The organism is Bradyrhizobium sp. USDA 4473, from assembly GCF_054063335.1.
Genome location: NZ_JBSSGE010000001.1, coordinates 2,562,870 through 2,580,108 on the forward strand (window position 1 = coordinate 2,562,870; position 17,239 = coordinate 2,580,108).

The following is a 17,239-nucleotide window of genomic DNA, read 5'->3' on the forward strand; positions in this document are numbered from 1 at the left end:
ATGCTGAAGGTCGACAACATCAATCTCTATTACGGCGCGGCGCAGGCGCTGCGCGGCGTGTCGCTGACCGCCGAGCCCGGCAAAGTCACCTGCGTGCTCGGCCGCAACGGCGTCGGCAAGACCTCGCTGCTGCGCGCCATGGTCGGCCAGTATCCGATCGCCTCCGGCGCGATCAATTTCGACGGCAAGGACATCACCGCGCTGAAGCCCTATGAGCGGGCGCGGCGCGGCATCGGCTTCGTGCCGCAGGGTCGCGAGATCTTCCCGCTGCTGACGGTGGAAGAGAATCTGAAGACCGGCTTCGGCCCGCTGAAGCGAGAGGATCGCAACATCCCCGACGACGTGTTCTCGCTGTTTCCGGTGCTCGAGACCATGCTGGGCCGCCGCGGCGGCGATCTCTCCGGCGGCCAGCAGCAGCAGCTTGCGATCGGCCGCGCGCTGGTGATGCGGCCAAAACTGCTGCTGCTCGACGAGCCGACCGAGGGCATCCAGCCCTCGATCATCAAGGATATCGGCCGCGCCATCTCCTATCTGCGCAACCTCGGCAACATCGCCATCGTGCTGGTCGAACAATATCTCGACTTTGCCTGCGAACTCGGCGACAGTTTTGCCGTGATGGACCGGGGTGCGGTGAAATATGCCTGCGACCGCGCAAGCCTCGATCCCGCCGAGATCAGCCGCCAGATGGCGCTGTGAACAGGATGTAACGCCGCCCTTCGTGGCGTGCGAAGGGAGCGTCGGGGGAATGCGGAGCGGGATCGCAGGCGCGGCAGCGGCGACGTTTGCGGCAAACCGCGCCCAGGGAGTGGTGCGGTTCGCGGTGCATCGCAAGGACGGCGCGACCCGCCGCGGCGACCTGCACGAGTCAGGCTCGCTGCGCGTCCGCTTTCCGTCACCGGAAGATGACGGCCTCTCCGCCATGTTCGTCAACACCGCCGGCGGCATTGCTGGCGGGGACCGCTTCGACATCGGCATCTCCGCCGGCGAGGGCGCCCGCCTGACGCTGACCACGGCAGCCGCTGAGAAGGTCTATCGCGCGCCCGGCGCCGCGGCGCGGCTTGATATCTCGCTCAGCGTTGCGGACGGTGCGCATCTCTCCTGGCTGCCGCAGGAGACCATCCTGTTCGATCGCGCGCGCATCCATCGCAGCTTCGACATCGATCTTGCCGAGCACGCCTCGTTTTTGCTCTGCGAGATCGTGGTGTTCGGCCGCGCCGCGATGGGCGAGACCATGCGCCACGGCGAATTCGTCGACCGCTGGCGGGTGCGGCGCGGCGGCCGGCTGGTGTTTGCCGAGACCATCAGGCTCGACGGCGAGATCGGCGCGAAGCTGACACGGCCCGCGATTGCCAATGGGGGATGCGCGATCGGCACCGCGCTGATCGTGCCCGGCGACGAGGCGCTGGTCGCGCGCATCCGCGAGGCGTCGGAAAGCTTTGGCGGCGAGGTCGGCATCTCCGCCTGGAATGGCTTTGCAATGGCGCGCTTCTGTGCCCAAGATGCGGCCCGGCTGCGCGCCGACATGATGGCGGTGCTCGGCCGCGCCTCCATCGTCCCGCTGCCAAGACTCTGGCTTAACTAAAGGCCTGTGGCTCAACTAATCCTTTCAGAACGATCAGAGTGCTCGCATGAATTTGTCTCCCCGCGAAAAGGACAAGCTCCTGGTTTCGATGGCCGCCATGGTGGCGCGCCGCCGGCTCGAGCGTGGCGTCAAGCTGAACCATCCCGAGGCCATTGCGCTGATCACCGATTTCATCGTCGAGGGCGCGCGTGATGGGCGCACGGTCGCCGATCTGATGCAGGCCGGCGCCAAGGTCCTGACCCGCGCGCAGGTGATGGACGGCATCCCTGAGATGATCCACGACATCCAGGTCGAGGCGACATTCCCCGACGGCACCAAGCTCGTCACCGTGCACGAGCCGATCCGCTAGCCACGAACCGCCATTCCGGGGCGGCCGAAGGCCGAACCCGGACTCCAGAGATTGTTGATCGAGATTCTCAGATGTGCAGAGCACATCATAGTGCACGCTTCGCATGCCCCGGAATGACAGGAGAGAGAAATGATCCCCGGTGAACTCTTCATCAAGGACGGCGAGATCGAGCTCAATGCCGGCCGCAAGACCGTGACGCTGTCGGTCGCCAACACCGGCGACCGCCCGATCCAGGTCGGCTCGCACTACCATTTCTTCGAAACCAACCCGGCGCTGAAGTTCGACCGCAGACGCGCCCGCGGCATGCGCCTCGACATCGCCGCCGGCACCGCCGTCCGCTTCGAGCCCGGCCAGACCCGCGACGTCCAGCTCGTCGCCCTCGCCGGCAAGCGCGTGATCCACGGCTTTCGCGCCGAGGTGAAGGGGAAGCTGTGATTCGGATTCAACGCGCCGTGAGCCATGGAGATGCGTGAGGTGAGCACTCTGGTCAGGCTCCCTCCCCCCTTGCGGGGGAGGGTTGGGGAGAGGGGTAAGCCCCGGGCGCTGAAAAGCGTCGTTTCGCGATCTCCCGCCAATAGCAACTGCGACCAAGCGGGAGTCGTATAACCGATGCTTCCTGCAATTCGCATGGTCTCCGAAGCTGCCGAACTTGCCGCCCGCCGTCACAACGGCACGGCCCGCAAGGGGCGGGGAAATGAGCCCTATATCAATCATCTCGCCGAGGTCGCAAATCTGCTCGCGCACGTAACCGATGGCGCCGATGCCGAGCTGGTGGCGGCAGGGTGGCTGCACGACACCATCGAGGACACCGAGACCACCCGCGAGGAGCTCGCGCAAAAGTTCAGTGAGCGCGTTGCCAATCTCGTGGTCGAGTGCACCGACGACATGAGCCTGCCGAAGGCCGAGCGGCGGGAAAAGCAGATCGATGACGCTCCGCACAAATCGTCCGACGCAAAGCTGATCAAGACCGCCGACAAGGTCAGCAATATCGGCGCCCGGATCGTGCCGCATCCGAGCAAGGATGAGCGCGCCGATCTCGCCGACTATGCGGCCTGGGCCGACAAGGTCGTTGCCGGCTGCCGGGGGATCAATCCGCGGCTCGATCGCATTTTCGATGACACCATGGCGCGCGCCAGGGCCGCGCTGGCTGAAACTGGGGGCTGATATGTCCGTGAAGATCAAGCGTTCCGTCTATGCCGACATGTTCGGCCCGACCACCGGCGACAAGGTGCGGCTGGCCGACACCGATCTGATCATCGAGGTCGAGAAGGATCTCACCACCTATGGCGAGGAGGTGAAGTTCGGCGGCGGCAAGGTGATCCGCGACGGCATGGGGCAATCGCAGGTGACCAACGCGCAGGGCGCGGCCGACACCGTTATAACCAATGCGCTGATCGTCGATCACTGGGGCATCGTCAAGGCCGACGTCGCGATCAAGGAGGGCATGATCGCCGCGATCGGCAAGGCCGGCAATCCCGACATCCAGCCCAACGTCACCATCATCGTCGGTCCCGGCACCGACGTGATCGCGGGCGAGGGCAAGATCCTCACCGCGGGCGGATTCGACTGCCACATCCATTTCATCTGCCCGCAACAGATCGAGCACGCGCTGATGGCGGGCGTCACCTCGCTGCTCGGCGGCGGCACCGGCCCGTCGCACGGCACCTTCGCGACCACCTGCACGCCCGGTCCATGGCACATGGGGCGGATGATCCAGTCGTTCGACGCCTTCCGCGGTCAATCTCGGCATCTCGGGCAAGGGCAATGCCTCGCGTCCGGCGGCGCTGGTCGAGATGGTCAAGGCCGGCGCCTGCGCGCTGAAGCTGCATGAGGACTGGGGCACCACGCCATCAGCGATCGACACCTGCCTCTCGGTTGCGGACGATTACGACGTCCAGGTGATGCTGCATTCGGACACGCTGAACGAATCCGGTTTCGTCGAGGATACGATCGAGGCGTTCAAGGGCCGCACCATCCATGCCTTCCACACCGAGGGCGCCGGCGGCGGACATGCGCCCGATATCATCAAGGTTGCCGGCCTGAAGAACGTGCTGCCGTCCTCGACCAACCCGACCCGGCCGTTCACCCGCAACACCATCGACGAGCATCTGGACATGCTGATGGTGTGCCATCACCTCGATCCATCGATCGCGGAAGACCTGGCCTTCGCCGAAAGCCGGATCCGCAAGGAGACCATCGCCGCCGAGGACATCCTGCACGATCTCGGCGCGCTCTCGATGATCTCGTCGGATTCCCAGGCGATGGGCCGGCTCGGCGAAGTGATCATCCGCACCTGGCAGACCGCGGACAAGATGAAGAAACAGCGCGGTGCGCTGCCGCAGGACAAGGGCAACGACAACGACAATTTCCGCGTCAAGCGCTACATCGCCAAATACACCATCAACCCCGCGATCGCGCATGGCGTGTCGAAGCTGATCGGCTCGGTCGAGAAGGGCAAGATGGCCGACCTCGTGCTGTGGTCGCCGGCGTTCTTCGGCGTCAAGCCGGACTGCATCATCAAGGGCGGCTCGATCGTGGCAGCGCCGATGGGCGATCCGAATGCCTCGATCCCGACGCCGCAGCCGGTGCATTACCAGCCGATGTTCGCCGCCTTCGGCAAGTCGCTGACCGCGTCCTCGGTGGTGTTCACCTCGAAGGCTGCGGTCACCGGCGGCCTCGCCCGCAAGCTCGGCATCAGCAAGAAGCTCTACGCGGTGCAGAATACCCGCGGAAAGATCTCCAAGAAGAGCATGATCCACAACGACGCGACGCCCAAGATCGAAGTCGATCCGGAGACCTATGAGGTACGCGCAGACGGCGAACTCCTGACCTGCGCGCCGGCCGAGGTGCTACCCATGGCACAGCGCTATTTTATGTTCTAAAACCCACCCCGGTATCTCACCTAGAAAAGAAAACCGGGAGGAATTTCCGTGATTTACGTCGTTGCCACGCTGACCATCAAGCCCGAAACCCGCGCCGAATTCATCGCCGCGGCGACGGCCTGCATCAAGGAAACCCGCAAGGAGCCCGGCAACATCGCCTACGATCTGCATGAGAGCGTCACCGACCACAGCAAGATGGTGTTCGTCGAGCAGTGGGAAAACGCCGAGGCGCTGGTGCCGCATCGTGCCGCCGAGCACATGAAGACCTTCGGCCGGGTCGCCGTGAAGTGCATGTCCGCGCCGCCGAAGATCGAGGTGATCACGCCCGAGAAGGTCGACGTCCGCTAAGCAAGAACAACAACGGGAGCAATTCTATGATCTATGTGATCGCCACCACGCCGATGAAGCCGGAGAACAGGGACGACTTCATCAAGGGGCACAAGGCCTGCATCGTCGAGACCCACAAGGAGAAGGGCTGCCTCTCCTATGAGGGCCATGTCAGCGTCAACGATCCCAATCTGTATGTTGTGGTCGAGCGCTGGGAAACCCGCGACGACCTGACCGCGCACAGCAAGGCGCCGCACATGAAGGTGTGGCGCGAATATTCCGCGGACATGAAGACCGGGCCGACGGTGATCGAGATCATCAGCGACGGCAAGGTCCAGAAGCTCTGAGGCATCGATGATCCGCGCAACCAAGGTTCTGGGACAGCATCGCTTCAAGGAAGCCGCCGCCGACACCGTCGTGCTCGATTTCGACGACCGGCACCGGCGGCGCATGGCTATGACCGGGACGCGCGGGCTCGAATTCCTGCTCGACCTCGAGAACGCGGTCGCGCTGCGCGGCGGCGATGCGCTGGTACTCGAGGACGGGCGCCTCGTCGAGGTGGTCGCAGCCCCCGAGCCGCTCGTGGAAATCCGCGGCAGCGATCCGCATCATCTGATCCGGGTCGCCTGGCATCTCGGCAACCGCCATCTGCCGACGCAGATCATGCCGAAGGGCCTGCGCATCCGCAGGGATCACGTGATCGAGGCAATGGTGAAGGGGTTGGGGGCCCGAATCATCGAGATCGAAGCGCCGTTCGATCCCGAGGGCGGCGCCTATGCCGAGCATGCGCAGGCCGAGGCGCACGCGCATGTTCATGCCGGCCACGATCATGCTCATAGTCAGGCGCACGATCATGGTCACCACAACGATCATGCACATCACCACGGTGATGGATATCACCATGATCACGGGCATGATCACGACCACCACCATCACCATCACCATGATGAGCATTGCGGGCATGCCCATCATCACCACGACCACTCCCATGCTCATGACCACAAATGAGCCTGATCCCGCCGCGATGCGCGGCGGGATGGCGGAAGATGAGGCGGCCGCGCTGTACCGGCTGATGACGTGGCTGTCGCCGTCTTTTCCGGTCGGTGCGTTCGCCTATTCCAGCGGCCTCGAATGGGCGGTCGAGGCCGGCAATATCACCGATGCCGCTTCGCTGCGCGGCTGGCTCTCCGCAATGCTGAGCGACGGCAGCGGCTTTTGCGACGCCGTGTTCCTCGCGCAGAGTTTTCGCGCGGCGTCTGGCCCTGATCCTGCCGCCCTGAAGGCGATCGCCGAGCTTGCCGCTGCCTTCGTGCCGTCGCGCGAGCGCCAGCTCGAAACCACGACGCAGGGACGCGCCTTCATCGAGATCGCCCGCGCCGCCTGGAATTCACCCGGTCTCGACACCATGATCGCGGCCTGCGACGGCGTGATCGTCTATCCGGTCGCGGTCGGTATCGTCAGCGCCGCGCACGGCATCCGCCTGGCGCCGTCGCTGCATGCCTTCCTGCACGCCGTGGTCTCGAACTGGATTTCCGCAGGCAGCCGACTGATCCCGCTCGGGCAGACCGACAGCCAGCGCGTGCTGGCCGATCTCGAGCCGGTCGTTGCCGCGACCGCAGCACGGGCCGACATGGCGACGCTTGACGATCTCGGCAGCGCGACCTTCCGCGCCGACCTCGCCAGCCTGCGTCACGAGACGCAATATACGCGGCTGTTCAGGTCATGAGGCGCGACACTTTCCACCCGTCGTCCCTGCGAAAGCAGGGACCCATAACCACCGGCTTGTGTGGTTATGCGGGGCTGGGGCCCCAGCATGTCGCAACAATCGAGTTCGGTGGTAATGGGTCCCGGCCTTCGCCGGGACGACAATAAGAGAGAGCTGTTCACATGCCCACTTCTCACGGCCCGCTGCGGGTCGGCGTCGGCGGTCCGGTCGGCTCCGGCAAGACCGCGCTGATGGATTTGCTCTGCAAGTCGATGCGCGAGCGCTACGACATCGCGGCGATCACCAATGACATCTACACCAAATGGGATGCCGAGTTCCTGGTGCGCTCCGGCTCGCTGACGCCGGACCGCATCGCCGGCGTCGAGACCGGCGGCTGCCCGCACACCGCGATCCGCGAGGACGCCTCGATGAACCTCGCCGCGGTCGCCGACATGCGGGCCAAATTCCCCGACCTCGACCTCGTCCTGATCGAATCCGGCGGCGACAATCTGGCGGCGACCTTCTCGCCGGAATTGGCGGATCTCACGATCTACGTCATCGACGTCGCCGCCGGCGACAAGATCCCGTCCAAGGGCGGCCCCGGCATCACGCGCTCCGACCTGCTGGTGATCAACAAGATCGACCTCGCGCCCCATGTCGGTGCGTCGCTTGAGAAGATGGATACCGACGCCAGGCGGATGCGCGGCGAGCGGCCCTTCGTGATGACCAATCTGAAGACAAGCAACGGCCTCGACCGCATCATCAGTTTCATCGAGACCAAGGGTGGTCTGCGGTCACAGGCGAAGGGCAAGGCGACCGGCCGTTAATCATTGTGGCGGGTGATCGGTTTGTTCTTTCAACGAGCAAGCGGTACCCCGCGGGGAAGGGTTGGGGAGAGGGGTACCGCTTGCTCCGCTCCCTAACACTTCGCCGCAAAAAAGCTGCGCTATCGCCGGAACAAATTCCAACTTTGACGATTAGCAACCTTTGGCGCCGCCAAAGACCGCCGGGTGGCGTCGTCGTTAATGTTGCCGACCGGCTCCTGTTGCGTACCGATGATCGCTATTCCATATTCCTTTGCGGCTGGCGTTCTTCGCATCCTGACTAGTCGCCGCTCCCGCAGAAGCCAGATGCCTTCAGTCCCCTTTCGCCACCCCCTGATTGCCGAGTAAGCGTGTGGTTCGACTGGGCTTCATCGTTGCCTTGATTGCGCTGATCGGAGTCCTGCTCTCCGGTCTCGCGGCCTATCGGGTGCACGACCAGGAGCTCGCGATCGACGGCATCGCGCTGGCGCGGGCGATCGACGTCCATGCCAGCCTTGTGCAGGACCGCCTGACCGAGCGCGAGCTGCTGGCGCGGGTCGCTTCGGGCCTGTTCCGGACGCCGTCGATGGTCAAGGCCAACATGCTGCAGCCGTTGCGCTCGGCGATCTACGCCTTCAAGACCGACTTCGTCGTCGCCGCCTGGATCGCGCGGCTCAAGCCGAACGAGCTGACCGCGGCGGAAGCGGAGCTGAAGGCCGCCGGCTTCACCAATCCCTCGATCCGCGATTTCGACGATCAGGCGCTCGACATCAAGGCGCTCGACAAGCCGATCAACGTGCTGATGGATGTCGAGCCGCGCAACCCGGAGACCCTGAGCATCCCGGGCCGCGCCTTCGACCGCCACTCAGTGGTCGGCCCGATGCTGGCGAAAGCGATGGCCAACGCCAAGCCGGTGGCCTCGGACCCGGTGCCGCTGCTGCGGCAGAACGGTCCGGTCGGGGTCGTGCTCGCCGCGCCGGTGTTCCAGGAAGGCGCCTCCGAGCCGGCCGGCTTCATCACGTTTTCTTACGAGCTGTCGTCGCTGATGCTGACCAACGACGATTCCTCGCTGTTCGCGGTGGCGCTGAAGGATCCGCGCGATTCCAACGACGAGTTCACCGCCAATGAGCAGGGCATCGTCACCTCGCGCGCGGTGCGCCAGGACGGGCCGACGCCATCGATGGTCCGCACGGTCACCTTCGGCGGCCGCGACTGGTCGCTCGACTACTACGCCAAGAGCAACGCGACGGTGCGCGCGCAGCAGACCGCGACCATCGTCGCGGCGATCGGCCTCGCGCTGACCGGCATCGTCTGCGGTTTGTTCGGCTATGTCGCCTACAACAATCTGCGCCTCAGCCGCGAGATCGAGGTCCGGATCGGCTTCGAGCGCCGGCTGACCGCCGTGATTGACGAGCTCAATCACCGGGTCAAGAACATCCTCGCCGTGATCCAGTCGATCGTGACCCGCACGCTGCGGCACGGCGCCGACATCGACGTCGCGCGCGAGCTCCTGATCGGGCGCATCCACGCGATGTCGAATGTCGTCACGCTGCTCAGCGAGAGCCAGTGGCAGGGCGTCAAGCTGAAGGGCCTGTTCGAAGCGCGCGCGATTCCGCATGCCGAGCGGATCGCGGTGAACGGTCCTGACATCACGGTCAGCGCCCGCGCCGCGCAATCGCTGTCGCTGTTGTTCTTCGAGCTCGCCTCGCATTCCGACGAGGGCCTGTCGCTGGTCGGCAAGCATCCGCATATCGTCGCCAATTGGGAGGTGGTCGGCGAGGATGCGGAGGCGATCTTCCATTTCCGCTGGGAAGAGTTCAACACCAGCCAGGCGACGCGGCGGGCGGACAGCGACTTCGGCCTGATCCTGCTCGACCGCGTTGCGCCGGAAGCGCTCGGCGGCACCGCGAAGCGCTACTTCACCGACGTTTCCTACGTCTACGAGCTGACCGCGCCGATGGACACCGTCGTCGACATGACCGAGCGCGATCGCACCGAGCAGTTCTCCGCGCCGCTGCGTCCGGTGAAGAAATAGCCGCACGCAGCCGCTACAGGTTGTGCAGCTCGATCGTTGCGCGGATTGATCGTAATCACGTTGATGGGAATATGCCGGCATGGTCCAGGACCATCGCCCGGCATCCGTAGTTGCCCGCAACCGAGCGTTAAAACTTCGTTGAACATGCTTCGGCATATACCGAGCAGGATACCGTCTGAGGACCCCGATGAGGCTTTGGGTCAGCCTGACCTTGCTCGCAGCAGTCTTGCCGGTCGGGCTGTCGCTTGCCCTGACCCCGGCGACGGAGCCGCGCGACCCTGCGGCCATTCGTGCAAGCTATCGCCGGCCGGACGTCGTGCCCTTCCCGAGCAGCAATCCCTATTCGGAGGCGAAATCCGCGCTTGGGCAGATGTTGTTCTTCGATCCGCTGCTGTCGCGGTCGAAGACGCATGCCTGCGCGAGCTGCCACAAGCCGAGCCTGTCCTGGGCCGACGGCCTTCCACGCGCCATCGGCGAGGATCCGAAGGGGCTGCCGATCCGTTCGCCGACGCTGATCGACGTGGCCTTCTTCGAGCCGCTGGGGTGGGACGGCAAGTTCAGGGATCTCGAATCCGTCGCGTTCGGGCCGATCCTGAGCCCCGCGAACCTGAACATGACCGAGCCGGAATTGATCGCGCGTCTGTCGGCGATATCAGGCTATGTCGATGCGTTTGCTCGCGCGTTCGGCGACGGCGCAATCACGCGGCCGAGGATCGAACAGTCGCTTGCGACCTTCGAGCGCTCCATCGTTGCGGGCGAGGCGCCGTTCGACCGCTGGATCAAGGGTGATGAGAGCGCGATCAGCGCATCAGCCAAGCAGGGATTCGATCTGTTCAACGGCAAGGGACGTTGTTCGTCCTGCCACAGCGGCCCGTCCTTCTCCGACGGGTCCTTCCAGGATATCGGCACCGCCAAGGGCCACGACATCGGCCGCGGCCGCTACTTTCCGACCTCGGCGAAGCTGAAATATGCGTTCAAGACCCCGACCTTGCGCGACGTCGCGCGCCGGGCGCCCTACATGCACGACGGATCAGTCGCGACGCTGGAAGATGTCATCGAGCTCTACAACAGAGGCGGGATCGAACGGCCGAGCCGATCGCCCGACATCAAGCCGCTGTCGCTGACCGCGGACGAGAAGAAGGATTTGATCGCCTTCCTGCAAACCCTGACCGCCACCGACCCGCCGGTGGCCGGGATTCCCAAACTGCCGCGCTGAGCGCGAGCCCAAAAGGTAAGCGGCTCGAGGGTCACAAGGCCGGCGAACGAGACTCGTCAGGCGAGGTGCGGCAGCGCGGCGCCCAGGAGGCCAAGCCCGACGATCAGGCAGGCGCCCGCGCAGGTCTCGAGGGTTTCCGTCCGCGACAGGGACGATTTCGTCACATAGGCGAGGGCGGACCCCACCCCGATACTGACGGCACTCAGCACTCCGAACATCTAACCGGCCTCCCGATCCGATTTGTCCGGATTTCACTACGACAGTTGAATTGAGCGCCCGTGCCGGAATTGCCTAAAATTCGATGGAACCGGCCGGAAAAGCGGCACTCGAGGACAGGCTGGGGCGCGCGCGCCACGATTAACCACAATGCAACCGAGAGCTGTTGCAGACGGGCGTAACCGTAAAATTTGATATAAGTTGAACAAGTCCTTAAAGTGTGTGCGGGCGGTTGGTTCAATGTTTAGTGGGCGGGAGCGCGATGCCGGCTCGGCTGTACGCTCATTTTTCGCCACGTGCCTTGCAGCGGTTTTGTTTTGCGTCGTAGCCGCGCGCAGTGCCGAGGCACATGTCAAATGGTTCTGCGCTTACGATGTCGCCGGCCAGCCCCGCGGACTCGAGAACGTCCTTTGCCTCGATTTTGAACTGCTGCTCGGCGTCGCCGTGTTCTGGCTGTTCGCAGGCTGCCTGATCGAGCCGACGTCGCTGGGTGATGCGACGATCCGGGTGCTCGACCGCATCACCGAGCCGCTGCGGCTGCGCACCGAGCTGATGATGCGCGCGGTGGCCGCGTTCTTCTTCATCTCGATCTGGGCTGTGGGCGGGATCCTGCTGACGCCCGAGTTGAAGACGACGTCGCCGTATGTGGGCGCATTGCAACTTGCGATCGCCGCCGGGATGCTGTCGCGGCGCACGCTGCCGCTGTCGGCCGTCGGCATGGTGATCCTGTTCGGGATCGGCGTCCGCGGCTACGGCATTTTTCATCTCGCCGACTACCCGATTTTTCTCGGCGTTGCCGCCTATTTTGCGCTGATCGGACTGAACAAGGATCTGTTCGGGATCCGGCCGATCGACGTGATGCGGTACGCCGCGGCGGTGACCTTGATGTGGGCCTCGATCGAGAAATGGGCTTATCCGGAATGGAGCTTCCCGCTCCTGATCGAGCACGCCTCGATGACGTTGGGCTTCGACAATGAGTTCTATATGCGCGCCGCGGGCATGGTGGAGTTCACGCTCGCCTTTGCCCTGATCTGGACGCCGTTGATCCGCCGCTGCGCTGCCGCCGTGCTGACGGGAATGTTCATCAGCGCGTGCTTCGAGTTCGGCAAGATCGACACGATCGGACACTCGGCGATCATCGCCGTGCTGATTGCGATTGCCGCCGACAACAAGGTGTTGCCGCGCGATCGCCGCGCGCCGTGGCTTGCCCCGGTCGCGCTCTGTGCCGCGCTGTCGCTGACATTATTCGTCTACTATTTCGGCCACGCCGCGCTGTTCAAGACGTCGGTCTTGTAGACCACAGCTATTTGGCGACGTGGACGGCGAGCTTCATCTTCGGATGGATGCCGCACAGCACGGTGTAGTCGCCGGGCACCGTGAAGGCGACGTCGAACTTGCTGCCGGGCTGCTGGTCGCCGGAGTCGAAACTGAAGGCATCGGTGCTCAAATAAGCGTGATGGAGCAGCTCGCCGTCATCGTTAATGAACCGTAAAGCCTCGCCGCGCTTGATCGAGATCTCCGCGGGCTTGAATTCACGATCCTTCTGCGAAATGACCTGGGGAGCCGCCCCCAAAGCGGCTCCGGCAAGCGCCCCCGTGACGATCGCGACCACCATCGGCACGCCGCCGATCTGGCCGAGGCGCAGGGCGCGCGACAAGCCTGACTGCATGAGACCCCCGTTTGGAACTCCAATACCGGCTACTCTGGGCTGCAATTGGTGCGTCCCGGATTACCTGCAAGGCCGATTATCGCCAGCCGATCTTAACGATTTCAGCATGAGTTGCAGTCACTACTAAAGCAATTTTGAGCAGACAGTCATTTTTCCGCAGCGCTGCGCGTTTCTGCGTAGCTTGAGTATCGAGCACACGGCGAAACGCGGGCATGGATAGCCTATTGGGCAATCTCAAAGTGAAGAGCGCTGCGGCCTTCCGGTTCGCAACCGGGCGGCTCTCGCGTCTTGCCCTGACCAAGGGTTCGATCCGGACCCAGATCCTGATTTTTTGCCTTGCGATGAGTGCGGTTGCGGTCGCGCTCGGCGGATACTCCATCCTCGGCATCCGTCACGCCGGCGATCTGGTGGCGAAGACGTTCGACGAATCCCTGATGTCGATCAATTACGCCCGCGCCGCCGGTGCAGACTTCGCCTCGATGCGGGTCGCCTCGTCGCAGGGCCTGCTGACCACGGATCCGGAGGTCCGCGCCAGCCTGGACGGCCAGATTGAAACGCTCGCCAAGACCCTCTCGGAGGATTTGACGATCGCAGCCGATCGCTCGCAGTCCGCGCGGGCCGCGCAAGCCGCCGCCAAGGTCCAGGAGGCCGCCGACGCCTGGATGGCGCTGCATCGCCGGGCAGTCGGGTCGTCGGCCGACGGACAGCCGGCGGCCGATCCGCATGGACCGGGTACCACGGTCGGCGACCTCGATCGCTACTCCAAGATCGTCAGCCAGCAGGTCGAGCTCTTGGTCAATTATACCGCCGGCGACGGCTTTCTCTTCCGGCAAAAGGCGCTCTCGACGATCAAGCGCGACCTGCAGCTCAATGTCGCCGGGCTGACCGTCGCGCTGTTCCTGTCGGCGCTGTTCTCATGGCTGCTGGCGCGCCGGATCATCGGCCCCGTCGCCATCGCCTCCCGGGCCGCGCGCAGCATCGCCGCCGGCGACCTCGATGCGACCGTCCCCAAGGGCGGCACCGACGAATTGGGCACGCTGCTGACCGCCATGGAAACGATGCGCGACAACATCCGCCGGATGGTCGATCAGGAAGTCTCGCAACGCCGCTCGGCGCAGGCGCGGTTGTCGGATGCGCTCGAGACGTCGCGCGAAGGCGTCGTGCTGCTCGATGCCGACGGCCAGATTGCGCTGGCCAATTCGCGCGCCAGCGAGTTCATCCGCCTCTCGCCGCAGCTCTTGCAGTCGGTCGAAGCGCCACGGCTGGCGCCGGCCGATGGCGATGTCGACGGCTTTGCCAGCGAAGCCCGGCTGTCGGACGGACGCTGGCTGCGCGTCAGCCGCAGCGAGACCCAGGAGGGCGGCGTCGTCCTGGTCTACAGCGACATCTCCGCGCTGAAGCAGCAGAAGGCGGAGCTGCATGAGACCAATCTGCGGCTCGATGCGGCGCTCACCCACATGTCGCAGGGCCTGTGCCTCTACAACAGCGAGGCGCGGCTGCAGGTCGCCAACCGCCGGTTCTGCGAAATCTTCGATATTTCGCCGGAGCTCGTCGTTCCCGGAATGACCATGGATGACGTGCTCGAGCTGAGCATCGCCGCCGGCAATCATGGCGACCGGACCGTCGCCGACCTGCTCGCCGAGCGCGAGCGGTCGATGGCCCAGCACGACGGCAACTATCTGCAGCATCTCAGCGACGGGCGGATCATTGCCATCGCGCAACGGCCGACAACCGATGGCGGCTGGCTCGTCACCTGCGAGGACGTCACCGAGCAGCAGCGCGCCGAGTCGCAGATCGCGTTCATGGCCCGGCACGATGCCTTGACCAAGCTGCCGAACCGGACCCTGCTGGCCGAACGGATCGAGCTCGCGGTCGCCCAGGTCGGCCGCGGACTTGGTTTTGCGGTGTTCTGCCTCGACCTCGACAATTTCAAGCAGGTCAACGATACGCTCGGGCATCCGGTCGGCGACGAATTGCTGTGCGCGGTCGCGGATCGGCTCAATGCCTGCGTCCGTGAGGTCGACACCGTCGCACGTCTGGGCGGCGACGAGTTCGCGGTGATCCAGTGCGGCGTCCAGAGCGGAGACGAGGCCGAACGCCTCGCCCGCCGCGTCGTGGAATGCGTCGGCGCGCCGTACGAGCTGAACGGGCATCGCGTCGTGGTCGGATGTAGCGTCGGCATCTCGATGTCGCCGGGCGACGGCGCTACCGGCGAGAAGCTGTTGAAGAACGCCGACGTCGCTCTGTACCGCGCCAAGATGGAAGGGCGGGGCACCTGGCGTTTCTTCGAGCCTGCGATGGACGCCAGCCTGCAACGGCGCCGGGCGATCGAGCTCGACCTTCGCGAGGCGATGTCCAAGGACGAGTTCTCGTTGTTCTACCAGCCGCTGTACGATCTCCATCTCGACCGCATCTGCGGCTTCGAGGCGCTGCTGCGCTGGCATCATCCCAAGCGCGGGCTGGTGCCGCCGGACCAGTTCATCCCGATTGCGGAAGAGATCGGCCTGATCGGCCCGCTGGGCGAATGGGTGCTCAACCGGGCCTGCGAGCAGGCCGTCACCTGGCCCGGCGAGATGAAGCTCGCGGTCAATGTCTCCGCGGTCCAGTTCCGCGATCCCGACTTCATCGACGTCGTCGTCAACGCGCTCGCGGCGTCGAAACTGTCGGCGCGCCGGCTGGAGCTCGAAATCACCGAATCCGTCTTCCTCGCGAACAGCAACGAGACGCTGGCGACGCTGCACAAGCTGAAGGCGCAGGGGCTGCGCATCGCGCTCGACGACTTCGGTACCGGCTATTCCTCGCTGAGCTATCTGCGAAGTTTCCCGTTCGACAAGCTCAAGATCGACAAGTCGTTCGTGCGCGACGCGACCGCGACACATGGATCGAAATCGATCGTCCGCGCCGTCATCAGCCTCGGCAGAAGCCTTGGCATGACCACGATCGCCGAGGGCATCGAGACCGTCGAGCAGCTCGATCACATGCGGGCCGAGGGCTGCAACGAGGCGCAGGGCTTCCTGTTCAGTCATCCGGTCCCGGTGACCGAAATCGCGGCCAAGATCCTCGAATTGAGAAACGGCTTCAAGCCGGCTGCGGTCGAGAAGGCGATGGCGAGCTGAAGCGCGACGAGATTGGGTTGACCCGGCTTGGCGCGCTGTCGGTTCACCTCTCCCGAGGGGAGGTGAAGTTTCGACGCCGCTGCAGATCAATCTCTCGTCATGCTCTAATCTGACTGCGTCACGGTTCTCCCCGTCGTCATTGCGAGGGACGATCGCGACCAAGAAATCCATCCAGCCGCATTTGCGGGTAGATGGATTGCTTCGCTTCGCTCGCAATGACGGCTGTAGTCGTCACAGATCCGCGGAAAAAGCGTCTGTGACGCACAGACTAACTGCGCGAAGACGGCGCGCCCGGCGATCGCGTCGACGTGATCTGCTCTCAATCAAAAAGGCGGCCCGATCGGGGCCGCCTTTTCGTTGACTGATCGCGCGTCTCGCTTAGCCGCCATTGCCGCCGATCACGGCGCGCACGGTGTTGTCGGGGCCGAAATCCTCGGCACTGTCGACATAGAGCAGCGCGGAGAGCTTCGATCGCGCACGGTTGACGCGGCTCTTGATGGTGCCGACCGCGCAACCGCAGATCGCCGCGGCATCCTCGTAGGAGAAGCCGGAAGCGCCGACCAGGATCAACGCTTCGCGCTGGTCCTGCGGCAGCTTTTCGAGCGCCGCCCGGAATTCCTCGAACTCCAGATGCGCGGCCTGCGACGGCTGGCTCTTCAGCGTCTTGGCATAGTTACCCTCGGCGTCCTCCACCTCGCGCCGCCGCTTCCGGTAATCGGAGCGAAACAGGTTGCGCAGGATAGTGAACAGCCACGCGGGCAGGTTCGAGCCAGGCTGGAACGAGTCGATATTGGCGATCGCACGCAGCAGGGTCTCCTGTACGAGATCGTCGGCGCGGTCGCCATTGCCGGACAGCGAGATCGCGAAGGCGCGCAAGCTCGGCACCGACGCTAGGATGTCGTCGCGGAGTTCATTTGTGAGAGGCATTAGTCCCCTCCATTGTTCTTGTCGGTATCGCCCCCGGCCACGGCCGCCGCGGCGGCCTCGGGTCCGTCGAGTTTGCGGATCAGATCCGCAAAGCGGTCGGGCACCCCTTGCCGCACCACGTCGTCGTACATGGCGCGAAGCTGGTGGCCGATTCTCGATTGAATCTCGGCGTTGAGACCGCCCTGCTTCTTTACTTCCTTCATGATCTGATCCACGCTTCCCCGGGAGTTAAGTCTCTGATTTTCAAGTCGTTTCCTCGAAAAAAGAGGCTGGCCGCGTTACCTCGTCGGTCAGGAGCTAATGCGAAGTTGCGCATAAAGTTCCGGAAGGCTGGAACTATTTCGTGGAACTTTTCCGGCTTTCGCGCGTAATCGGCCAGGCAGGGGAGACGGGGTCCCCCGGAGCTGGATTC

At 64.3% G+C, this 17,239-nt stretch carries 18 protein-coding genes and 1 pseudogene; 15 read left to right on the forward strand and 4 right to left on the reverse strand.

The genetic code is table 11. The features are described from left to right. The 13 genes and pseudogenes from urtE (at nt 1) to ACVW17_RS12005 (ending at nt 10,899) form a co-directional block, all read left to right on the forward strand. Nucleotides 1-696 (forward strand): urea ABC transporter ATP-binding subunit UrtE, encoded by a 696-nt coding sequence (gene urtE, locus ACVW17_RS11945; protein ID WP_069279334.1) that lies wholly within the window; start codon nt 1-3, stop codon nt 694-696. Between the two features lie 49 nt (nt 697-745). Further along, nucleotides 746-1,582: an urease accessory protein UreD gene (locus ACVW17_RS11950; RefSeq protein WP_456752072.1), complete on the forward strand. Its 837-nt coding sequence runs from the start codon at nt 746-748 to the stop codon at nt 1,580-1,582. Between the two features lie 46 nt (nt 1,583-1,628). Next, nucleotides 1,629-1,931, forward strand: coding sequence for an urease subunit gamma (locus ACVW17_RS11955; protein ID WP_176528888.1), 303 nt, complete (start codon nt 1,629-1,631; stop codon nt 1,929-1,931). A 129-nt stretch (nt 1,932-2,060) separates the two neighbouring features. Continuing rightward, nucleotides 2,061-2,366, forward strand: coding sequence for an urease subunit beta (locus ACVW17_RS11960; RefSeq protein WP_050405365.1), 306 nt, complete (start codon nt 2,061-2,063; stop codon nt 2,364-2,366). Nucleotides 2,367-2,540: 174 nt separating this feature from the next. Further along, a complete protein-coding gene (locus ACVW17_RS11965; RefSeq protein ID WP_456752073.1) occupies nt 2,541-3,095 on the forward strand; it encodes an HD domain-containing protein in 555 nt (184 codons plus the stop codon). A gap of 1 nt (nt 3,096) precedes the next feature. Continuing rightward, nucleotides 3,097-4,813 (forward strand): annotated as a pseudogene (gene ureC / locus ACVW17_RS11970) (urease subunit alpha). Nucleotides 4,814-4,861: 48 nt separating this feature from the next. Continuing rightward, on the forward strand, nt 4,862-5,161 hold the full coding sequence (locus tag ACVW17_RS11975) for a putative quinol monooxygenase (RefSeq protein WP_456752075.1): 300 nt from the start codon (nt 4,862-4,864) through the stop codon (nt 5,159-5,161). 26 nt (nt 5,162-5,187) lie between these two features. Beyond that, on the forward strand, nt 5,188-5,487 hold the full coding sequence (locus tag ACVW17_RS11980; protein WP_456752076.1) for a putative quinol monooxygenase: 300 nt from the start codon (nt 5,188-5,190) through the stop codon (nt 5,485-5,487). Nucleotides 5,488-5,494: 7 nt separating this feature from the next. After that, nucleotides 5,495-6,148, forward strand: coding sequence for an urease accessory protein UreE (locus tag ACVW17_RS11985; protein WP_456752077.1), 654 nt, complete (start codon nt 5,495-5,497; stop codon nt 6,146-6,148). Next, nucleotides 6,129-6,866 (forward strand): urease accessory protein UreF, encoded by a 738-nt coding sequence (locus ACVW17_RS11990; RefSeq protein WP_456756402.1) that lies wholly within the window; start codon nt 6,129-6,131, stop codon nt 6,864-6,866. Before ACVW17_RS11985 ends, ACVW17_RS11990 begins: the two co-directional genes overlap by 20 nt. Before the next feature lie 161 nt (nt 6,867-7,027). Next, entirely contained in the window at nt 7,028-7,672 is a 645-nt protein-coding gene (ureG, locus tag ACVW17_RS11995; RefSeq protein ID WP_456752078.1) for an urease accessory protein UreG, read from the forward strand. 349 nt (nt 7,673-8,021) lie between these two features. Beyond that, on the forward strand, nt 8,022-9,683 hold the full coding sequence (locus ACVW17_RS12000; protein ID WP_456752079.1) for a CHASE domain-containing protein: 1,662 nt from the start codon (nt 8,022-8,024) through the stop codon (nt 9,681-9,683). A 187-nt stretch (nt 9,684-9,870) separates the two neighbouring features. Further along, a complete protein-coding gene (locus tag ACVW17_RS12005) occupies nt 9,871-10,899 on the forward strand; it encodes a cytochrome-c peroxidase (protein ID WP_456752080.1) in 1,029 nt (342 codons plus the stop codon). 56 nt (nt 10,900-10,955) lie between these two features. Here the strand turns inward: ACVW17_RS12005 and ACVW17_RS12010 are convergent, their stop codons facing one another. Next, entirely contained in the window at nt 10,956-11,117 is a 162-nt protein-coding gene (locus tag ACVW17_RS12010) for a hypothetical protein (RefSeq protein ID WP_456752081.1), read from the reverse strand. A gap of 310 nt (nt 11,118-11,427) precedes the next feature. Here ACVW17_RS12010 and ACVW17_RS12015 point away from each other — a divergent pair, with 310 nt between their 5' ends. Further along, nucleotides 11,428-12,411, forward strand: coding sequence for a hypothetical protein (locus ACVW17_RS12015; RefSeq protein WP_456752082.1), 984 nt, complete (start codon nt 11,428-11,430; stop codon nt 12,409-12,411). Nucleotides 12,412-12,418: 7 nt separating this feature from the next. Here the strand turns inward: ACVW17_RS12015 and ACVW17_RS12020 are convergent, their stop codons facing one another. Next, complete coding sequence (locus ACVW17_RS12020) at nt 12,419-12,784, reverse strand: methylamine utilization protein (RefSeq protein WP_456752083.1); 366 nt, start codon at nt 12,782-12,784, stop codon at nt 12,419-12,421. Nucleotides 12,785-12,996: 212 nt separating this feature from the next. Between ACVW17_RS12020 and ACVW17_RS12025 the strand changes: the two genes are divergently transcribed. Further along, on the forward strand, nt 12,997-15,900 hold the full coding sequence (locus ACVW17_RS12025; protein ID WP_456797151.1) for an EAL domain-containing protein: 2,904 nt from the start codon (nt 12,997-12,999) through the stop codon (nt 15,898-15,900). 378 nt (nt 15,901-16,278) lie between these two features. Here ACVW17_RS12025 and ACVW17_RS12030 read toward each other — a convergent pair whose 3' ends face one another. Beyond that, on the reverse strand, nt 16,279-16,827 hold the full coding sequence (locus tag ACVW17_RS12030) for a sigma-70 family RNA polymerase sigma factor (RefSeq protein WP_016847265.1): 549 nt from the start codon (nt 16,825-16,827) through the stop codon (nt 16,279-16,281). Next, entirely contained in the window at nt 16,827-17,030 is a 204-nt protein-coding gene (locus ACVW17_RS12035) for a NepR family anti-sigma factor (protein WP_456752085.1), read from the reverse strand. The genes ACVW17_RS12030 and ACVW17_RS12035 overlap by 1 nt, the downstream gene beginning before the upstream one ends. Nucleotides 17,031-17,239 lie beyond the last annotated feature (209 nt).

Excerpts from the sequence above, each read along its gene's own strand:
- urtE (WP_069279334.1), top strand. The coding sequence starts at position 1 with ATGCTGAAGGTCGACAACATCAATCTCTATTACGGCGCGGCGCAGGCG.
- ACVW17_RS11950 (WP_456752072.1), top strand. The coding sequence starts at position 746 with ATGCGGAGCGGGATCGCAGGCGCGGCAGCGGCGACGTTTGCGGCAAAC.
- ACVW17_RS11955 (WP_176528888.1), top strand. The coding sequence starts at position 1,629 with ATGAATTTGTCTCCCCGCGAAAAGGACAAGCTCCTGGTTTCGATGGCC.
- ACVW17_RS11960 (WP_050405365.1), top strand. The coding sequence starts at position 2,061 with ATGATCCCCGGTGAACTCTTCATCAAGGACGGCGAGATCGAGCTCAAT.
- ACVW17_RS11965 (WP_456752073.1), top strand. The coding sequence starts at position 2,541 with ATGCTTCCTGCAATTCGCATGGTCTCCGAAGCTGCCGAACTTGCCGCC.
- ACVW17_RS11980 (WP_456752076.1), top strand. The coding sequence starts at position 5,188 with ATGATCTATGTGATCGCCACCACGCCGATGAAGCCGGAGAACAGGGAC.
- ACVW17_RS11985 (WP_456752077.1), top strand. The coding sequence starts at position 5,495 with ATGATCCGCGCAACCAAGGTTCTGGGACAGCATCGCTTCAAGGAAGCC.
- ACVW17_RS11990 (WP_456756402.1), top strand. The coding sequence starts at position 6,129 with ATGCTCATGACCACAAATGAGCCTGATCCCGCCGCGATGCGCGGCGGG.
- ureG (WP_456752078.1), top strand. The coding sequence starts at position 7,028 with ATGCCCACTTCTCACGGCCCGCTGCGGGTCGGCGTCGGCGGTCCGGTC.
- ACVW17_RS12005 (WP_456752080.1), top strand. The coding sequence starts at position 9,871 with ATGAGGCTTTGGGTCAGCCTGACCTTGCTCGCAGCAGTCTTGCCGGTC.
- ACVW17_RS12010 (WP_456752081.1), bottom strand. The coding sequence starts at position 11,117 with ATGTTCGGAGTGCTGAGTGCCGTCAGTATCGGGGTGGGGTCCGCCCTC.
- ACVW17_RS12020 (WP_456752083.1), bottom strand. The coding sequence starts at position 12,784 with ATGCAGTCAGGCTTGTCGCGCGCCCTGCGCCTCGGCCAGATCGGCGGC.
- ACVW17_RS12025 (WP_456797151.1), top strand. The coding sequence starts at position 12,997 with ATGGATAGCCTATTGGGCAATCTCAAAGTGAAGAGCGCTGCGGCCTTC.
- ACVW17_RS12030 (WP_016847265.1), bottom strand. The coding sequence starts at position 16,827 with ATGCCTCTCACAAATGAACTCCGCGACGACATCCTAGCGTCGGTGCCG.
- ACVW17_RS12035 (WP_456752085.1), bottom strand. The coding sequence starts at position 17,030 with ATGAAGGAAGTAAAGAAGCAGGGCGGTCTCAACGCCGAGATTCAATCG.